The organism is Shewanella sairae (assembly GCF_023283535.1).
Classification (GTDB): domain Bacteria; phylum Pseudomonadota; class Gammaproteobacteria; order Enterobacterales; family Shewanellaceae; genus Shewanella; species Shewanella sairae.
In genome coordinates this window covers 46,004-62,729 of sequence record NZ_JAKILT010000003.1, presented here as the reverse complement: position 1 = coordinate 62,729, position 16,726 = coordinate 46,004, and the positions used below count along the sequence as shown (strand labels likewise).

16 protein-coding genes are annotated in these 16,726 nt (G+C 43.7%); 12 read left to right on the top strand and 4 right to left on the bottom strand.

The features are described 5' to 3' along the window. The first annotated feature begins 9 nt into the window (after positions 1-9). The 7 genes from L2748_RS01850 to L2748_RS01820 all read left to right on the top strand — a co-directional run bounded on the left by L2748_RS01850 (position 10) and on the right by L2748_RS01820 (position 6,149). Complete coding sequence (locus L2748_RS01850) at positions 10-1,383, top strand: ATP-binding cassette domain-containing protein (RefSeq protein WP_220782617.1); 1,374 nt, start codon at positions 10-12, stop codon at positions 1,381-1,383. Positions 1,384-1,393: 10 nt separating this feature from the next. Continuing rightward, positions 1,394-2,035 carry an energy-coupling factor transporter transmembrane component T gene (locus L2748_RS01845; protein ID WP_246616239.1) on the top strand — a complete coding sequence of 214 codons (642 nt, stop codon included), beginning with the start codon at positions 1,394-1,396 and terminating at the stop codon, positions 2,033-2,035. Next, positions 2,032-2,568 carry a core component of ECF transporter gene (locus L2748_RS01840; RefSeq protein WP_220782615.1) on the top strand — a complete coding sequence of 179 codons (537 nt, stop codon included), beginning with the start codon at positions 2,032-2,034 and terminating at the stop codon, positions 2,566-2,568. Before L2748_RS01845 ends, L2748_RS01840 begins: the two co-directional genes overlap by 4 nt. A gap of 82 nt (positions 2,569-2,650) precedes the next feature. Then, positions 2,651-3,409 carry a DNA-binding protein gene (locus L2748_RS01835; protein ID WP_220782614.1) on the top strand — a complete coding sequence of 253 codons (759 nt, stop codon included), beginning with the start codon at positions 2,651-2,653 and terminating at the stop codon, positions 3,407-3,409. Between the two features lie 10 nt (positions 3,410-3,419). Continuing rightward, positions 3,420-3,632 (top strand): hypothetical protein, encoded by a 213-nt coding sequence (locus L2748_RS01830; RefSeq protein WP_220782613.1) that lies wholly within the window; start codon positions 3,420-3,422, stop codon positions 3,630-3,632. Positions 3,633-3,980: 348 nt separating this feature from the next. Further along, positions 3,981-5,204: a cyclic di-GMP phosphodiesterase gene (locus L2748_RS01825; protein ID WP_220782612.1), complete on the top strand. Its 1,224-nt coding sequence runs from the start codon at positions 3,981-3,983 to the stop codon at positions 5,202-5,204. Between the two features lie 231 nt (positions 5,205-5,435). Further along, entirely contained in the window at positions 5,436-6,149 is a 714-nt protein-coding gene (locus tag L2748_RS01820; RefSeq protein WP_220782611.1) for a DJ-1/PfpI family protein, read from the top strand. 345 nt (positions 6,150-6,494) lie between these two features. Here L2748_RS01820 and L2748_RS01815 read toward each other — a convergent pair whose 3' ends face one another. From L2748_RS01815 to L2748_RS01800, 4 genes are all read right to left on the bottom strand, one after another. Beyond that, a complete protein-coding gene (locus L2748_RS01815; RefSeq protein ID WP_220782610.1) occupies positions 6,495-7,433 on the bottom strand; it encodes a YeiH family protein in 939 nt (312 codons plus the stop codon). Positions 7,434-7,794: 361 nt separating this feature from the next. Beyond that, the gene (locus tag L2748_RS01810) at positions 7,795-8,973 is read right to left on the bottom strand and encodes a diaminopropionate ammonia-lyase (RefSeq protein WP_220782609.1); all 1,179 of its coding nucleotides are present in this window, start codon (positions 8,971-8,973) and stop codon (positions 7,795-7,797) included. Positions 8,974-9,080: 107 nt separating this feature from the next. Further along, complete coding sequence (locus L2748_RS01805; protein ID WP_220782608.1) at positions 9,081-9,464, bottom strand: RidA family protein; 384 nt, start codon at positions 9,462-9,464, stop codon at positions 9,081-9,083. Between the two features lie 19 nt (positions 9,465-9,483). Continuing rightward, positions 9,484-10,164: a helix-turn-helix transcriptional regulator gene (locus L2748_RS01800; RefSeq protein ID WP_220782607.1), complete on the bottom strand. Its 681-nt coding sequence runs from the start codon at positions 10,162-10,164 to the stop codon at positions 9,484-9,486. A gap of 339 nt (positions 10,165-10,503) precedes the next feature. On the opposite strand from L2748_RS01800, the gene L2748_RS01795 reads away from it, so the two are divergent. From L2748_RS01795 to L2748_RS01775, 5 genes are all read left to right on the top strand, one after another. Then, the gene (locus tag L2748_RS01795) at positions 10,504-11,670 is read left to right on the top strand and encodes a M24 family metallopeptidase (RefSeq protein WP_220782606.1); all 1,167 of its coding nucleotides are present in this window, start codon (positions 10,504-10,506) and stop codon (positions 11,668-11,670) included. A 64-nt stretch (positions 11,671-11,734) separates the two neighbouring features. Further along, on the top strand, positions 11,735-12,514 hold the full coding sequence (locus L2748_RS01790) for a maleate cis-trans isomerase family protein (protein ID WP_220782605.1): 780 nt from the start codon (positions 11,735-11,737) through the stop codon (positions 12,512-12,514). A 39-nt stretch (positions 12,515-12,553) separates the two neighbouring features. Further along, complete coding sequence (locus L2748_RS01785; RefSeq protein ID WP_220782604.1) at positions 12,554-13,540, top strand: DMT family transporter; 987 nt, start codon at positions 12,554-12,556, stop codon at positions 13,538-13,540. A gap of 82 nt (positions 13,541-13,622) precedes the next feature. Continuing rightward, positions 13,623-14,777, top strand: coding sequence for a M20 aminoacylase family protein (locus L2748_RS01780; RefSeq protein WP_220782603.1), 1,155 nt, complete (start codon positions 13,623-13,625; stop codon positions 14,775-14,777). Between the two features lie 592 nt (positions 14,778-15,369). Next, a complete protein-coding gene (locus L2748_RS01775; RefSeq protein ID WP_248957663.1) occupies positions 15,370-16,671 on the top strand; it encodes a DUF3644 domain-containing protein in 1,302 nt (433 codons plus the stop codon). Positions 16,672-16,726 lie beyond the last annotated feature (55 nt).

The window sequence follows — 16,726 nt, the reverse complement described above, 5'->3', positions numbered from 1 at the left end:
GGGAAGAGTATGAAAATCATAGCATTAGAAGGGATTCATTTCGGCTATGGATCGCACCAAAGTGAGATCTTGGACGATCTTAATTTGGTGATTAATCGTGGTGAATGCCATTGTATTAATGGTGCAACAGGCTCAGGTAAGTCGAGCTTGTTGCACATCTTGGCTGGCGAGCAGTGCCGACCCTATGAAGGGAACGTTTATCGTGCCCCATCATTATTGGTTGGTTTAGTGATGCAAGATCCTAATGCTCAAGTTTTACGTCAAAGTGTTGGGGCTGAAATTGCGTTTGCACTAGAAAATCTGGGCATTGCTGCTGATTTGATGGTGGGAAAAGTACAGCAATCATTACGCCGAGTTGGTTTATATACCAGCTTAGATACGCCAGTTGAGGTGTTATCTCTCGGGCAGAAATATCGTTTAATGATGGCTGCGCAACTGGTGTTTAGCCCCTCTTTATTACTACTTGATGAGCCTTGGGCACAGCTTGATGATAATGGTGTCAAAGAGCTCAACGGCGTATTAAAATCCTTGCTAGAGGATGGCGTGGCGATAGTGATGGTTGAGCATAACCCAAGTGCTTTCGCTGAGTTAGTTGATTACCTCTGGTTACTTGAAGGCGGCAAGCTTAGAGCTGGGCAGCACCAACAGGCTCAGACGACAGCCGATCTGGTTAATATCAGACCGAGTAGTAAACCTCATGTTCGCGAATGCCTAGTGAATATCGCGCCGCATCAATTTCGTTTTACCGACCAAGAACCACTGTTTGATTGTGAGCAAGAGTTATCGCTACACCGTGGTGAGATTGTGGCCCTAGTAGGCGATAACGGCGCCGGTAAAAGTAGCTTATTGAAAACCTTAGCTGGCATTCAAGCCAATATTGCTAATTTGCCGATAACGGTAATGGATAAACGCCCAAAACTGGGGATTTATGGCAGTGACTTAGGCTTGTTAATGCAGCGACCTAATCGACAACTGTTCGAGCAAACCGTATTAACTGAGCTGCAATTTAGTTTAAAGCGTTTCAAATTACCGCTGGCACGAGCAGAGCAGATCCTCACAGAACTTGATTTGCTGAAACTTGCCGATAGCTCTCCGCACAAATTGTCTTATGGCCAGCAACATATTATTGCTTTGGCTTCATTAGTTTGTATGCAGCCAAAGCTGTTATTACTCGATGATCCTTTTGCGGGTTTAGACAAATATCATGTGGCCAAGGTGGTGCAAATTTTACTGCAATTGAGTGCGCAAGGTTGTGGCATCTTACTGACGAGTCATCGTGGTTTGCCATTTTTAGCTGTTGACCGTTACTGGTTCATTGAAAATGGTCACCTAGGTGATGGCGCACAAATAACAGAGCAAGTAAATGTTGGTCAACGGGCGTAAAGCAAGCAAAATGGCAGTCTTTCGCATTAGTGCCACCCAGTATTGCGCCTTGGCGCTACTGCTGAGTTTAGTGCTATCGAGTGGCGCATTTTTCTTGCCCAATAGCGCGTTAGGCTGGCTGATCTTAGTTGACGCCTTGCTGGTTATTCATGGCGTCTATCTGAAAAATAAAATCTCAGCGTTACTGCGCTTAGGCGTAGCACAATTAGCGCTCACCTTGCCGCTTTATTACCTGATCCACGGCGAAGGGCAAATGCTCGAAGGCGTGATAGTCGTATTGCGCGTGTTCTTAGCTTTACTGCCCGGCTGGTGGTTGTCTGCAACGCAAAAGCCTGAGCGAATAGGCGAAGTACTCAGTTGGGGCTTACCCGCCAAGTGGGCATTTGTGATTGCCGCCTCAATTGGATTATTGCCGTACATGCTGCAAGAAACCAAAGAAATTTATGCCATTCAATGTTTACGGGGCGCCAACATTACACCTAAGGCATTGCGTAACCCCAAAAACTGGCCTGAGCTAATCTACTGCGTTGTGCTGCCGGTGTTAATTCAACTACTTAAGTTATCAAAGCAGATGGCAACAGCTGCCAAGCTGCGCCATTTTGGCTGTGTGAGTAAACCAACACATTGGCCTGCTAAAAGAGAGGAAGAATGAAGTCTCCATTCGATTTACAAGATGCGTTATTTATTGGCTTTTGCGCCACCTTACTGGTGGTTTTAAAAAGTATGTTACGACTCAAGCTTGGCTTGAGTGGTCATTCGATGTTTTTGATGACCTTTTTCTACCTTATTTGCTACGGAGTCGTGAATCGTGTTGGCGCGATGACAGCTTGCGGCCTATTAGCGGGCTTAGTTGCCATGATGCTAAGCGTTGGCAAAGGCGGACCAATGATTTTGCTTAAGTTTGGCTTGCCTGCAATGGCAATGGATTTAGCGCTACTGTTTATGGCTGGCGCATTTAGTTTACGTTGGCGGACTATTGTATTGGCACTAATCGGCTGCTTAGCTTGGGCGGGCAAAGGCTTAATAAGCAATTTATTAGTAGGAATGAGTAGTCAAGTCGCGCTAGCAGAATTTGGCCTAAGTTTTATACAAGGCGGCGCATTTGCAGTTGCGGCAGCGCTGTTGATCCCTACCGTATTACGGCGATTGCACGCCCACGATTTATTGCCAAAAAAGCCTGATTAACAGGTTAACAAACAAGATTAACAAACAGATTTGCGTGGTGAACAATTGGCTCGCCACGACAACATAACAATAAGGGTTTTAGATGAAAGCTTGGTTGATCTGCATTGATGACACTGACGATATTGGCACCAAAGGTACTGGCGAAATTGCTGAAGAGATTGCAGCGAAACTGGCTCCACGAGAGCCACAAGACGCACGCCCAGCAATAACGCGATTTGTTACGCGTCATCAGTTATTCGTACACCCTGATATCCCTTATACCTCGCATAATAGTGCGATGTGTTTTCAAGTTGATACTGATCTCGATTTTGCTGAGATTAAAGCCATCTGTATTACCCATTTAAAGCAAGAATCTGCTCCAGCTTCGGATCCGGGATTAGCCATATTGGATTTAGCCTCAGATTATGATGTTGAGCGACTGATCAGCTTTGGGCAACAAGCCAAAGTGGAAGTTAAGACTAAAGAGCAGGCTTATGCTTTGGCTGCAGAACTGGGTATCGACCTGTCGGAACATGGTGGCACTGGTCAAGGTGTTATTGGAGCCGTCGCAGGCTTAGGTTTGCGCTTAAGTGGTCAAGATGGCCGGGTAAAAGGGCAACTACAGTTAGGGCAACAAGCCGATGAAACTAAAGTCATCGAAGTCACTGTTGCCGAGGCGTTAGCACTAACAGGTTTGCAAGCGGTGATCTCGATTGACGGTGAAAAGTTGGCTAACGACCAATTGCTAACGCTTAAAGGCAAGATAAAAGCGGTGTTTACTCAACACCAATTCGCGTTGTTAGTGAGTTCAGAGCAAGGGCTGTGGCGTAATGCTACTCAACAGCAACTTAAGCCATATTAACGGAGAGATCATGCTGCAATGGTTTAATCAAGCTGGTCATTTATGGCTATTTAAATACGGGGTTGAGGATTATGCGCCAGCCCGGGAGGCTGCGGCTCACTGTGATGTTTTTCTTAGTGACGATGAGGATGAGCATACCGATAATGTGCATCGCTCTTGCTACAACTGCATGTATCGCCGTTGGCAACCAACTAGCTTTCAATGTCATAAAAAACGCGCCTAATTAGGCTCGTTTTTTATGTGGTTATTGGGCTTGAATAGACGCGGCTTATGCAGCTAAATAGGCTGAGCGCGCTCAATTTGCGCAAAACAGTATTAAGTATTTTTACTTTAGCAGTTGAGTAAATGTAGCCTTTTTAAACACTTGGTCAATTTTGAGTTGCATTAATTGCCATTAATTAACTTTGAGTGTGGTGATTTAACAATTCTGGGAATAGAATGGCTTCCTTGTCGCAGGAAAATAAGAGGTGGATTCGGTGTTATCTGAGTCACAACATCAACAAACTGCGATGGGTACAGTATCGTTTAGGTGCTGTATTTATGACTAAATCATCCGGGGACCTCAGAGATAATGGGTGATTCACTAGAATTGAGCAATGTAATTAAGATCCCAGTTTCGCAATTAAAAGTGGGTATGTTTGTCGAGGCTATCGACAAAAACAAAAGCAAAGTCAATATTGCAAATGCAGGGCAAATCCGCAGTACTGAAGCGATATTAAAGCTGCATCAAAACGGCATTACGCATGTATGGGTAAATGGCGAACGCTCATTGCCTGAATTAGGCTTTGGTCGGCAAGGCGTTGTAGCAACAAAGGTTACAACGACAGAGGTTGCTAGTTCGAAAGTTAAGCCATTGGCAAATAAATCTAAAGTTGATCGCACTGCAACCCAGAAAAAAGCACAACAACTTATCATAGAAGCCAAAGATCTTATTCAAAAAGTGTTGTCAGAAACCTTTGAAGGTAAAGCGGTTGAAGTAGAACCTTTTGCTGCGCTGGCTGACAATATGATTGAATCGGTGATGCTTGATGCTGATGCTCTCAAATGCGTTTCTGCATTGCGCTCAAAAGATGCTTATTTGCTAGAGCATTCAATCAATGTTGCGTTTTTGCTGGTGACTTTTGGCCGTTATTTAGACTTTGATACTGACATGCTAAGGCAGTTGGCTATTGGCGGAATATTGCATGATATTGGTAAGATCAAAATTGATAGCGATATTTTGAACAAGCCAAGTAAGCTCACGGCCGAAGAATTTGAGCACGTTAAGCTGCATCAAACATATGCTGTTGAGATCATGGAACAGAGCAAAGGCTTATCGCAAATTAGCAAAGACATCAGTTTGATGCATCACGAGAAGCTTGACGGTAAAGGCTATCCTTTAGGGCTTAAGGGCGATGAAATTCCGCTTCATGGGCGCATGAGTTGTATCGTTGATATCTTTGATGCTTTAACAGCGACTCGCTGTTACAAAGAGGCGATGAGTCCAGCTGCTGCGTTTAAGATCCTAATTAGTCTAACCCCATTTCATCTAGACCAAAAACTAGTGTATGACTTTATTCGTTGTATTGGTGTTTATCCGGCTGGATCATTGGTACTCTTATCTGATGGGCGTATAGGTATTGTCTGGGAGTCTAAGGGGCACGATGCTTTGCATCCTAAAGTTAAGTGCTTTTATTCTGTGAAGCACAAATGCTATACCAAGGTCGAGATTGTTGATTTAAGCCGCTCATCATTTCATATCGAAAAAGGTGTATCACCAAGCAGCTTAGAAATCGATCCGACTCCGTTTTATTAGTATTTGTTTAATGCTTTAAAAGCGCCTCACTAGGCGCTTTTTTGTTGTCTAACGACAGGCTTAATATCCATAATTCTGGCAACTGTAGCAGCGGTATAAGATCCCATTAAAAGGCAGAGTTTGAACTGTCTCTTATTTTGATGAACGATTTTGTTTTTATAGCGCTAATCATTGAATTAATTATAAATTGGTCTGACTAAACCCTCGTATTAATATTGATGGGGATGAAACATGCAACGTAGACAATTTATAAAGGGAGCTTCACTCTTAATGGCGGGCGGCGCCATGACGCCAATGCTTCAGGCTAAAACGATTTCACCGCCAGTCAGCAGTGAAACGCCGTTTACTCAAGGTAAATACCGCGTCCTAGCGTTGGTTTTTGATGACTATGAAACCTTAGATCTGCACGGCCCGGTAGAGATGTTAGGTCATATGCCAAATACCGAGATTAAGCTAGTGGCGGCGAAGGAAATTGTTCGCAGCTATCAAGGTCCAAGAGTGGTTGCTGATTGCTTAACCACAAATACCTATGACTGTGACTTACTGGTTATTCCAGGTGGCTTAGGTACGCGTAAGTTGGTCAGCGATAGCTCATTAAGCCAATGGCTGCTAGCGCAAGTGGCGCGCAGTCAACACGTATTCACTATTTGTACCGGCACGGCATTGCTGGCAATGACTTGTGTGCTTAATGGTCGCAAAGCGACTACGAATAAAATGGCTTTTGAGTGGGTGAGGTCACTAAATGCCAACCCACAGTGGCAGCCCAAAGCGCGTTGGGTATTAGATGGTAAGTTTCTAACGTCATCAGGAGTATCTGCTGGCACGGATGCGGCGCTATTCTGGGTTAAGCATCTGCACGGTGAGGCTGAGGCTAAGCGGATTCAAACCTTAACCGAATATCAATGGAATGATGACCCGCATAATGATCCTTACGCGGTTGGTTAAAGCGTTTAGAAGTTAGCTTGATATAAGTAAATCATCTAGCCTTATCAGATAATGCTATTTATTAGTAATAAAGGATCTTGGCAGCATTCGGCGTAAGCATCAATAATAGCCATTCATTCAGCCTGTTTAAGAGGGGAGATTACATTGAATAACTGGCTAATATTATTGTGTTGTGCAGTGTTAATTGCCGCCTCTTTGCTAACTAGCGGACTTACACGTGCGTTAATTGATTTAGTTGCTTTTAGTTGTTTGTTATCACTATTAATTTGGCGCCATATAAGCAAAAAGCAGCATCAATAATGGCTGCTTTTAGCTGAATGTATAGCTTTGAAGCTGGCTAGAAAGTTAGTTCAGCAACAAAATATAAGCCAGCGAACTAGTGCCGATCGCAACCCACAGTAGCACACCTAAAATCAGCGGTTTAGGCCCAGTTGATTTCATCTTCTTAATGGTGATCCCCGCACCAATCAAGAACAGACACACCACTAATAAGCGCTTCGATACTTCAAATACTGCGTCATAGACCACTTGCCCTTGAGGTAGCCAATGAGCAATGGCAATGGCTAAGCAGTAGAAACCGATAAAATAGGGGATAGCGATCTTGTTCTTATTGCCTTTAAACAGCATGGCGCTGATTAACGCAATAGGGATAATCCACAGCGCACGTGCAAGCTTAATGGTGGTTGCTGTTGTCAATGCTTCGCTGCCGTAGGCTGAGGCAGCACCGACAACTGATGAAGTGTCGTGAATCGCAATCGCGCTCCACACGCCAAAGTCATGCTGGCTGAGTGATAACGCATGACCGATAGCCGGAAATACAAATAGTGCAATCGAGTTGAGAATAAATACCGTCGCTAAGGCTACGGCGGTTTGCTCGCTGTTAGCTCGAATGGCAGGTGAAACTGCCGCAATCGCACTGCCGCCACAAATCGCGGTACCTGAGGCAACTAAATGGCCAGTTTTTGCATCGAGCTTAAGTAGCTTAGTTAAGCCAAAGCCTAGAACAAGCGTTAATACAATCGAACCAAGAATGAGTGGCAAGTTTTGTAAGCTGATACTAACGGCGGCATCTAATTGAATACCAAAGCCTAAACCAACGATAGAGTAGGCCAATAACTTCTTAGTCAGTGCACCAAGGTGAATTTGATCAGGAGCCCAACCAATACTGGCAAGCGTAAAGCCTAAAATGAGCGCAACTGGAGACGATACCATCGGCATTAGGCAAAGTAAGCCAACTAAGATAAATAGTGCTAAATGGATTTTGTTTGGGCTTTCGCTGGTCATGAAATTAATAATTAAAGGCTGCAAGTCAGCCTTTAATTATAGCTGCGCCGCTTTGTTTAATAAATTAAATACGCTTTACGGTTAGCGTAATAAAAATTGAATCAGTAGGCAAGATTAAGACTAAAAGTGTATTTTCCTGTAGGTTGGGCTTTAGCCCATCAAGCTTGGTTTATATAAGAATTTGTCGGCATAAATGCCGACCTACAGAAAACTGAAATAACAGTTGATGCTTTTGGCTTTTTCTGTACCTAGTGGGCCTAGCCCGTCCTCGAAGCGTGGCGTCCTAGAGCCTAGAAAACGCCTATCTTTTAAAAACAAAAAGCCGCTAAAGAGCGGCTTTTTAGAGGGTTAAGTCAGAGACTTATAGAGCAGTGCTGTGCATGCCTTCCCAAACAATTTTACGGTAACGGTCTGGGTTAGTGTCGCCTTCAGTGCTGAACAGCATGATAACTGCATCTTGGTTTAGACCAAGTTGAGTACGGTACTCGCTGTATTCTTCACGGCTAGCTAGCATGTAAAGTAGACCTAGCGTTAGAGCACCTGACTCACCGCTAACCACTTTAGTGTCGCCAGTTAGTGGGTTGCCAAGAACGCGCATACCCGTTGCAGTGACTTCATCCTCAACTGATGCGAAGAAGCTGCTGCACTGCTTTAGAATTGGCCAAGTTACTGGGTTAGGCTCGCCACATGCAAGACCTGCCATGATAGAGTTTAGCTCGCCAGTAACAGCAACCATTTCGCCTTTAATGCCTGAGTTGTAGATACAATCCGCTTTTGCAGGCTCTGCAATAATAGTCTTGAAGTTAGCTGCGCCAACTTTGTCAGCGAAGTAGCCTAATAGGCCGCCTGCCATAGCACCAACACCAGCTTGTAGCATTAGGTGAGTAGGCTTAAGACCCATAGCTTCAACTTGCTCTTGCGCTTCAACAGCCATAGTCATATAGCCTTGCGAGATCCAAGTTGGGATCTTGTCGTAACCTTCCCAAGCGGTATCTTGTACCAGCATCCAACCGTTTTCAGTCGCGGTTTGGTTAGCAATACGTACGGTGTCGTCGTAGTTGCAATCAGTAACGATACACTCAGCACCTAGGTTTTGAATGCGAGTTACGCTTGCTTGTGATGAACCTTTTGGCATGTAAACTACAGCCTTTTGACCCATTTCACGTGCAGCCCAAGCTACACCAGTACCGTGGTTACCAGCAGTTGCAGTAGCGAAAACCAGTGGTGCGCTTAGCTTAGCGGCAACGGTTTTCATATCAATTTCACTGATATCTACATTTAAGTGCTCAGCAAGTTGCTTACCTAATGCGTAAGAACCACCAAGTACTTTAAAAGCGTTTAGACCGAAACGGTAAGATTCGTCTTTAACCAAAATCGCTTTAACGCCTAGGCGCGCAGCTAGCTGCTCTAAAGAGACCAGCGGTGTTGGATGGTAAGCTTCGATCTGCTGGTGGAATTGACGAGTTTTTTCAGCAACTTCAGCTGTGAAAAGGTCAGAAGTCTCGCCGTTAAAGAAATCATTTTGAGTCAGCTTTAGCATAGTAACCACTATATATTTTGAACTGGGGGAACTGCTGCCCATTTACACATTATTGATAAATGGACAGTCAGATTGACCTAAATTAGCCGTTAATGGCCAAATTCAAGTTATTTGATGAAAGCGATCGCTTCAACTTCAACTAGTGCGTCTTTTGGTAGACGAGCAGCTTGTACACATGAACGAGCAGGAGCTGCTTCAGTACCGAATACTTCAGTGTAAACTTCGTTGAATACTGCGAAGTCTTCCATGTTAGCTAGGAAACAAGTTGTTTTAAGTACAGTGTCAACACCTGCGCCAGCTTGCTCTAGAACCGCTTTAAGGTTACTTAGAGATTGGTAAGCTTGCTCTTTAACACCACCTTCAACGAAAGCCATAGTCACTGGATCAAGCGGTAGCTGACCAGAGGTGAATACTAACTTGTCGAAAGCAAGAGCTTGAGAGTATGGACCAATTGCAGCTGGAGCATTTTCAGTATGGATTACAGTTTTCATAGCGTTGTTATCTCGATAATTAGGATTTAAATTCACGGATGTATTTGTACACCGCATGTTTGGTAATACTTAAATGGTTAGCAACTATGTTAGTTGCTTCTTTTAATTCAAAGATGCCATTATCAAACAACACCTTAGTAATAGCTTTATTGCGACCTTTCAGATTGACGCTGTCATCAGCCTCGACTTCTGCAATCGCGTGGTTTAGCGCTTGCTCAACCACATCTCCAGCCGATGCGCTGAAGTTTTCGGTCATATCAAAACTCTGATGCTGGGTTGTATCAGGCATCAAGGTCTTAATAATTTCTGGGAACGGATACGACAAGTTCATGTTTACGCAAAACATGCCAATCGGTCGGCCTTTCTCGCCCTGTAATATGCAGGTGCTCGACTTCAACATCTCGCCACCTTTGTTATTACTAAAATAACTCTTAGGTGTTAGCTCGCCGGTTTGTTCGTACTGGCGCAGCATCTTTAAGCCTAAGTCGGTGATCGGCGATCCCACTTTACGACCGGTATGGTGGCCGTTAACAATTTTTACGACTGACTGTTCAAAGCTTTCTAATGAGTGGATCACGACTTCACAGTGAGGACCTATTAAATCGGCCATGCTTTCAGCTAAATGGAAATAGCTTTGCAGTAACTCACGATCTCTAGGTGTAAATTCCGTTTTAAATGCCTGTTCTGCCGCTTTGATCATTTCAGATTACTTTTGTGAACTATAGATGCCGTTATTGTCAACTTTTTGGGTTAACAATTCAACCCTTGAATCAACTTTATGTAACTATGTGACGTTTTTTCGCGGTTTTAAGCAAGTTAAATTTAACTATGGTTTAAAATATTTGACTTTGGTCATGATTTTTTTGTTTAACAGCATATCCTGAGTTAACAGATTTTGACTATGAGATATGCGTCACATTTTTAAATTCAGCAAACAGTATGATGCGCACCAAGTTAACGATAGTTGACTAAAACTGATTTCCGGTCACTTTAGTGACCTTTTGGCAAATAGGCCAGTTTGTGGGATGTGGAGATAAAAATGAAAAGCATATTACAGCGCGGATTTACAACAGCTGAATTTGAAATGCGTGCAACTAAAGCACAGCAGAAAATGCGTGAGCTAGAAGTAGACGCCATTATATTAACTACCGAGCCTAACGTACGTTACTTTTCAGGCTTCCACACTCAGTTCTGGCACAGCCCTACTCGTCCATGGTTCCTAATCCTTCCTGCAGAAGGCAAGCCAATCGCTGTCATCCCTGAAATCGGCGCCAGCGGCATGGCGGGTACTTGGATTGAAGATATCCACACTTGGGCTTCACCACGTCCAGAAGACGACGGTATCAGCATTGTAGCTAGCGTACTTAACAGCCTACCTTCACGCTTTGGCCGTGTGGGTGCAACCCTAGGTATTGAATCACACCTACGTATGCCAGTTGCTAACTACTTACAGTTAACGACTTTAGTAAGCAAAGAATTCGTTGACGTTTCACTAGCTGTTCATGAGCTTCGCCAAGTTAAGTCTGAAGCTGAAATTGAAAAAGTACGTGAAATCTGTCGCATCACTAACGTGGGCTTCGACAAGATCCCAGGTTACGCAAAAGCAGGTATGACTGAGCGTGAGATCTGTAAGCAGTTCGGTATCGACATGCTGATGGAAGGCGCTGATGAATGTCCATACATCATCGCAGGTTCAGGCCAAGACGGTTACGACAGCATCATCATGGGTCCAACAGACCGCGTAATCGAAGACGGCGACGTACTAATCATCGACACCGGTGCAGTACGTGACGGTTACTTCTCTGACTTCGACCGTAACTGGGCATTTGGCCATGCAAGTGAGCAAACTAAAGCAGCTTACCGCGCAACTTACGACGCAACTACAGCTGGTTTTGACGCTGCACGTCCAGGTAACACCACTTCAGACATCTACAACGCAATGTGGAAAGTTCTAGAAGCTAACGGTGCACTAGGTAACGACGTAGGTCGTCTAGGTCACGGCCTAGGTATGGAGCTAACTGAGCGTCCATCTAACACCGCTACTGACAACACATTATTAGTACCAGGCATGGTGATGACACTAGAGCCTGGCATGGTTTACGCACCAGGTAAGTCTATGGTTCACGAAGAAAACATCGTGATCACCGAGAACGGTGCTGAGTGGTTAAGCAAGCGCGCTGAACCAGAATTATTGATTATCAAATAACTTAATATAGCCATTGATTTCTCCGGAGGGAGCCGGAGAAATCATTACCGAAGAGAATCTCATTATGATGAGTTTTGAAGCCTTTACCTCGTTTGAACAGCCGCTTGAGCATAAGCAGGCGCCAAGAATTAACCGCGTACACATTGGTTTAGTGCAGTTAAGCACTGACCACAGTCTAGAAATGGACTGGGCTAAGTTACTCGGTACCCAAGCCGGCGTATTTAGCTCTCGCGTGTACTACTCAAGCGAAATGACTCCTGAAGCACTTGATCAAATCGCTAGCGGTATCGTTGAAGCGTCTGACTTGATTGCCACAGGCTTACCTATGGATGTGATGGCATTTGGCTGCACATCAGCTTCAATCATTATCGGAGAAGAAAAAGTTGCTGACTTATTGACTCAAAACCGTGGCGACATCCCAGCGACTAACCCATGGACTGCAGCAAAAGCGTCATTCAAGCACTTGAACGCGAAAAAGATTGCTGTGTTCTCTCCATACCCAACTAGCGTTAACTACCCACTGTACCAGCAGTTAACTGATGCAGATTTTGACGTAGTAACACTAGGTTCATTAGGTATCGAACGCGATACCGACATCACTTTAGTGGCTAAAGAATCTATGTTTGCAGCGCTAGAGCAGATGCTAAAAGATTCTGATGCAGAATTAGTATTTATGTCATGCACTAACTTACGTGTACTTGATTATATCGAAGAGATCGAAGCCAAATTCGGCATTCCAGTCGTGTGCAGTAACTCTGCCATGTTCTGGCATGCAATGCACCTAACCGGCAACGTGGCTCAATGCCCAGGTTACGGCAAACTACTTAATAATCAAACAGCTTAAGCTGTTGACTACCGATACAAAATTGTTGGAAGAATAATAATGACTAATACACAAAAAGGTTGGATGGCTGCGATTTTCGTTGGTCTGTTATGGGGTATCCCGTGGATTGTGGGTACACCGATCCTTGAGGTGATGGATCCACAAGTACTTGTTTGGTTACGTTACACTGTTGCATTTATTACACTAGGTTTGATTTTCAACATCGGTCTTGCAACGGGCAAGATGACTAAAAAAGCCGATTTCAAGCTTAACTGGGAAAACCGTAAGGACATCTTCTGGGCTGCATGTTGCGGTATCATTGGTCAAGGTTCTTTCAGCTTCCTATCATTCCTTTCTTTGGATTATATTACCGCTTCTGAAAACGGCGTTATTCAAGGTTTGATCCCAATCCTAATCTTAAGTGTTGGCTTCCTGCGTCACGGTGAGCGTTTCACTGTTATGCAAATCATGTGTGCGCTAGGTGCTTTCCTAGGTGTGGCGATTCTAGTGATGGATCCACAATCTGAAACGCAAGGTTTCAACATTGGTCACCTAATCTGTTTCGGCTCAGCAGCAAGCTTTGCAACTATGGCTTACGCTCGTGCCAAACTGGCTGACAAGTACGGTTCAGTTGCAACTATGTTCCACCAGTTTGTATTCGCTGCACTAGGTTTTGGTCTTTATCTGTTGGTTGTAGGCGCTGACTTTAGCTCTGCATTGAACGTATTCAGCTCACCACTACGTATTCTTTGTATCGTTATCTTAGGTGTATGTATCTCTGGAATGAGTTACCTAGTTTACATCTACGGTATGGAGCGTGTAGGTGTTGACGGTACCGGTATGGCGCTAAACCTAATGCCACTATCTTCATTCATCCTAGCGGTATTTGCTCTAGGTGAGCAGGTAACACCAATGCGTTTGATTGCTATCGCAGTGGTAATTACTTCGATGATTGCCTTCATGAAGCTTGGTAACAAGAACAAGGCAAAAGCGGAAGAAGTTGAAGCTGAGTTGCCTATCGCACCTAAGCCATGTCGCAGCCAGTAACTGAGTCACTCAGTTAGCAAATTAAATTAATTTTTATCACCGGTGACCTAGTCACCGGTTTGTTGTTATAAGAGAAAAGCATATGAATATCGAACAGAAAGTTATTGAGTGGCGTCATCATATTCACCAGCACCCAGAGTTTGGTACCCAAGAGCACGAGACTGCAGCATTTGTAGCAGCTAAACTAGAAGAGTTTGGCATTGAAGTGCACACTGGTATCGGCGGCACTGGCGTAGTAGGTATTTTAAAGTGTGGCGATAGCGATCGTTCAATTGGTCTACGTGCCGACATGGACGCCCTGCATATTCATGAAGAAAACACTTTCGATTACGCATCAGTAAACGAAGGCGCAATGCACGCTTGTGGTCACGACGGTCACACGGCAATGCTACTTGCTGCTGCACATGAGCTAGCACAAACCAAGAATTTTGACGGTACTGTTTACTTCATCTTCCAGCCAGATGAAGAGCGCGGCACTGGCGCTAAAGCGATGATCGCTGACGGCCTATTCACTCGTTGGAAAATCGACGGCGTGTACGCAATGCACAACCTACCGGGTATTGAAGCAGGTCACTTCGTGACTCGCCCACACTCAGTAATGGCAAGCGAAAGCAGCTTCGAAATCGAAGTGCTAGCAACCGGCGGCCACGCGGCAATGCCACACATGGGTACCGACCCAATCGTGGTTGGCGCGCAAATCGTCACTGCAATTCAAACTATCGTATCGCGTAACCTAAGCGCAATTGACGAAACTGCAGTTATCTCGGTAACAGAGTTCGCTACTAACGGTACAGTTAACGTTATCCCGACTAAAGTGACTATCACAGGTGATACTCGTAGCTTTACTGATATCGCGTTAAACAAGATTGAAAAAGCGATTGAACGTGTTGTAGCGGGTCAGTGTATGTCTGCTGGCGTTGATTACACTTATAAGTTTAACAACAGCTTCTTATCAACTATCAACACCCCAGCTGAAACAGCTTTTGCTGTTCGCGCGGCTGAGACAGTGGTTGGCGAAGATAAAGTTAACGGTAGCTGTCAGCCATTCACTATTAGTGAAGACTTCTCGTTCATGCTACGTGAAGCGCCTGGTTGTTACATCCTAGTGGGTAACGGCGCTGGCTGTGGTTGTGGTAGCGTGGCGCTACATAAGCCAACTTACGACTTCAACGACAATATCTTAGTATCTGGTCTGAGATACTGGCAGACACTTGTAGAACAGTGTTTGGCTAAATAGTTCGTTATAAACTATTTGCTATATATAGCAGGGTTTAGATTAAGGCTATGAGCTTAGGTTCATAGCCTTTTTTGTTGCTTGGTTTTTGCGCCAAGCGCTCGCAAGGTGGGAGTTAGACTTCGTCTAACGATTAAAGCCATCAAACTTCGTTTGATAGTTCTATCAGGCTGCGCCTGACCAAAGTCGTGGGATTCCATCCCACACCCGGGCAAGGAGGACTGCTCGTCCTTATCCTCCTTGCATCCACCATGACGCCCCTAACGAAGTTGTTGATCCTCAGTCATTTTCGAAAATCGCTATCGCCTCATATTCGCCATCCCTGGCTCACCTAAGGCTACCTCGTCATCCATGACTCGCTCACGCGATTTGTCTTTAATGACTTCGGCAACTTCGGTGGGGATTGGTGTTTTCTGTGGCTTTTAATTTCCTCTTTCCAGGTTGTTGTATCCGGATGCTTTATCTTGCATAAATAATAAAAACAATTGATTTACAACAACTATTCTCTATTCAGATTTTGAGTACATTAATTGTTCAGATAAGATTATAGATGACCAGTCAAAGAACAATTAGTAAACGTTCACAAGGAAGTTATATGAAAGTCAGTAAGTCATTGTCATCGCTGTATGAATTATTGCGCGAAAAAGAACTTAATGGTGAAAAGTTTGGAACTGAAGAGCTACTCCAATCAACAGGTTGGAAGATTGCTACTTTTCGTACGTATTGGAACAAAGGGCAGTTAGCTGATTTTATAAGTGAGGTTGCAGATGACGAGTTTGAAGCCTCTAATTGCCAAGATATATCAGAAGTTGAATTTGCAAAGTTACTATCTCAGAGCAAGCATAGAAGAGGATTAGGTCATAATTGTAAATCTAAACTTGCTAAGGCACTTTTAAGTAAGTCAAAAGATAATATGTTACTAGCTTTGGAGTTATATAACCGTCCATCTTTAGAAAATAGAATGGATGCATTCGTCATGTGTTTTTGTACCTCTTGGGAGCAATTTCTTAAAGCAACTCTTATTGAAAGGGATGGTGAGCAAAGTATTTTTCGTAAAGCAGGTAAAAAAGGCTTAAAAGAAACTATCTCATTAAGGGATTGTTTAGAAAAATCATTCCCCGTTAATTCAAATATTAGAAAAAATATTGAACAAATTGCATACTTAAGAGATCAAGCTGTTCACTTATTAATGCCTGAAATTCAGGGGATTATGTCTCGAGTCTTTCAATCTGGTGTTTTAAATTACACATCTAAATTTGAAGAGTTTACTGAAATTTCATTTTTGAATAGTAGCCATGCTGGGATGATTTCGCTTGTAGGTGAGTTTAAGTCACCTCCTGCTGCGATAATGAAATCAACTTATGGCGATATAGCCAAAGAAATTATAGAACTAGCTTCCTCTGTTCAAAATGACGTTGAGAGCAGTGATGATATTGAATTTGCAATTCCTTTGAATGTTAAGCTCGTTTTTGCTACCGATGCAGAGGATGGTAGCACTATTGCCATAGCTAGAGCTGATGAAGGTATTGAAGGGCTAAAAAAAGCATTGGTAATTGAAAAGCCTGTTGATCGTTCAAGGTCTCATCCGCTCCTTCAAAAGGATGCTATTTCAGAAATAAATTTAAGGCTTCATGAGCGCTTTGACATTGGAGTTTTACAAAAGCATCTAACTAAAAACTGTAAAACTACAGGTAAGCCTATTATAAACCCAAATTGTTTTGCATCTATTCTAGCCAAGAATAAATGGAAGCAGGTAGATAATAAGTATCACTATAAGAACAAGAACCCTGAAATTCATTACTACTCAAACGAGTTAGTTGAAGAGTTTATAAAGAAAGTTATGGATAAAGATAACTACTTGAGAGACGCAAAATCCTCGCATAACAGCCGTAAATAATGCACACGGCTAAGTTATATTTTTGGCCTCTTACAAAGCAACTAATTGGCTAGTG

Bases quoted from the DNA above. Each gene is read 5' to 3' on its own strand.
- L2748_RS01850 (WP_220782617.1), top strand. From the start codon at position 10: ATGAAAATCATAGCATTAGAAGGGATTCATTTCGGCTATGGATCGCAC.
- L2748_RS01845 (WP_246616239.1), top strand. From the start codon at position 1,394: ATGGCAGTCTTTCGCATTAGTGCCACCCAGTATTGCGCCTTGGCGCTA.
- L2748_RS01840 (WP_220782615.1), top strand. From the start codon at position 2,032: ATGAAGTCTCCATTCGATTTACAAGATGCGTTATTTATTGGCTTTTGC.
- L2748_RS01835 (WP_220782614.1), top strand. From the start codon at position 2,651: ATGAAAGCTTGGTTGATCTGCATTGATGACACTGACGATATTGGCACC.
- L2748_RS01830 (WP_220782613.1), top strand. From the start codon at position 3,420: ATGCTGCAATGGTTTAATCAAGCTGGTCATTTATGGCTATTTAAATAC.
- L2748_RS01825 (WP_220782612.1), top strand. From the start codon at position 3,981: ATGGGTGATTCACTAGAATTGAGCAATGTAATTAAGATCCCAGTTTCG.
- L2748_RS01820 (WP_220782611.1), top strand. From the start codon at position 5,436: ATGCAACGTAGACAATTTATAAAGGGAGCTTCACTCTTAATGGCGGGC.
- L2748_RS01815 (WP_220782610.1), bottom strand. From the start codon at position 7,433: ATGACCAGCGAAAGCCCAAACAAAATCCATTTAGCACTATTTATCTTA.
- L2748_RS01810 (WP_220782609.1), bottom strand. From the start codon at position 8,973: ATGCTAAAGCTGACTCAAAATGATTTCTTTAACGGCGAGACTTCTGAC.
- L2748_RS01805 (WP_220782608.1), bottom strand. From the start codon at position 9,464: ATGAAAACTGTAATCCATACTGAAAATGCTCCAGCTGCAATTGGTCCA.
- L2748_RS01800 (WP_220782607.1), bottom strand. From the start codon at position 10,164: ATGATCAAAGCGGCAGAACAGGCATTTAAAACGGAATTTACACCTAGA.
- L2748_RS01795 (WP_220782606.1), top strand. From the start codon at position 10,504: ATGAAAAGCATATTACAGCGCGGATTTACAACAGCTGAATTTGAAATG.
- L2748_RS01790 (WP_220782605.1), top strand. From the start codon at position 11,735: ATGATGAGTTTTGAAGCCTTTACCTCGTTTGAACAGCCGCTTGAGCAT.
- L2748_RS01785 (WP_220782604.1), top strand. From the start codon at position 12,554: ATGACTAATACACAAAAAGGTTGGATGGCTGCGATTTTCGTTGGTCTG.
- L2748_RS01780 (WP_220782603.1), top strand. From the start codon at position 13,623: ATGAATATCGAACAGAAAGTTATTGAGTGGCGTCATCATATTCACCAG.
- L2748_RS01775 (WP_248957663.1), top strand. From the start codon at position 15,370: ATGAAAGTCAGTAAGTCATTGTCATCGCTGTATGAATTATTGCGCGAA.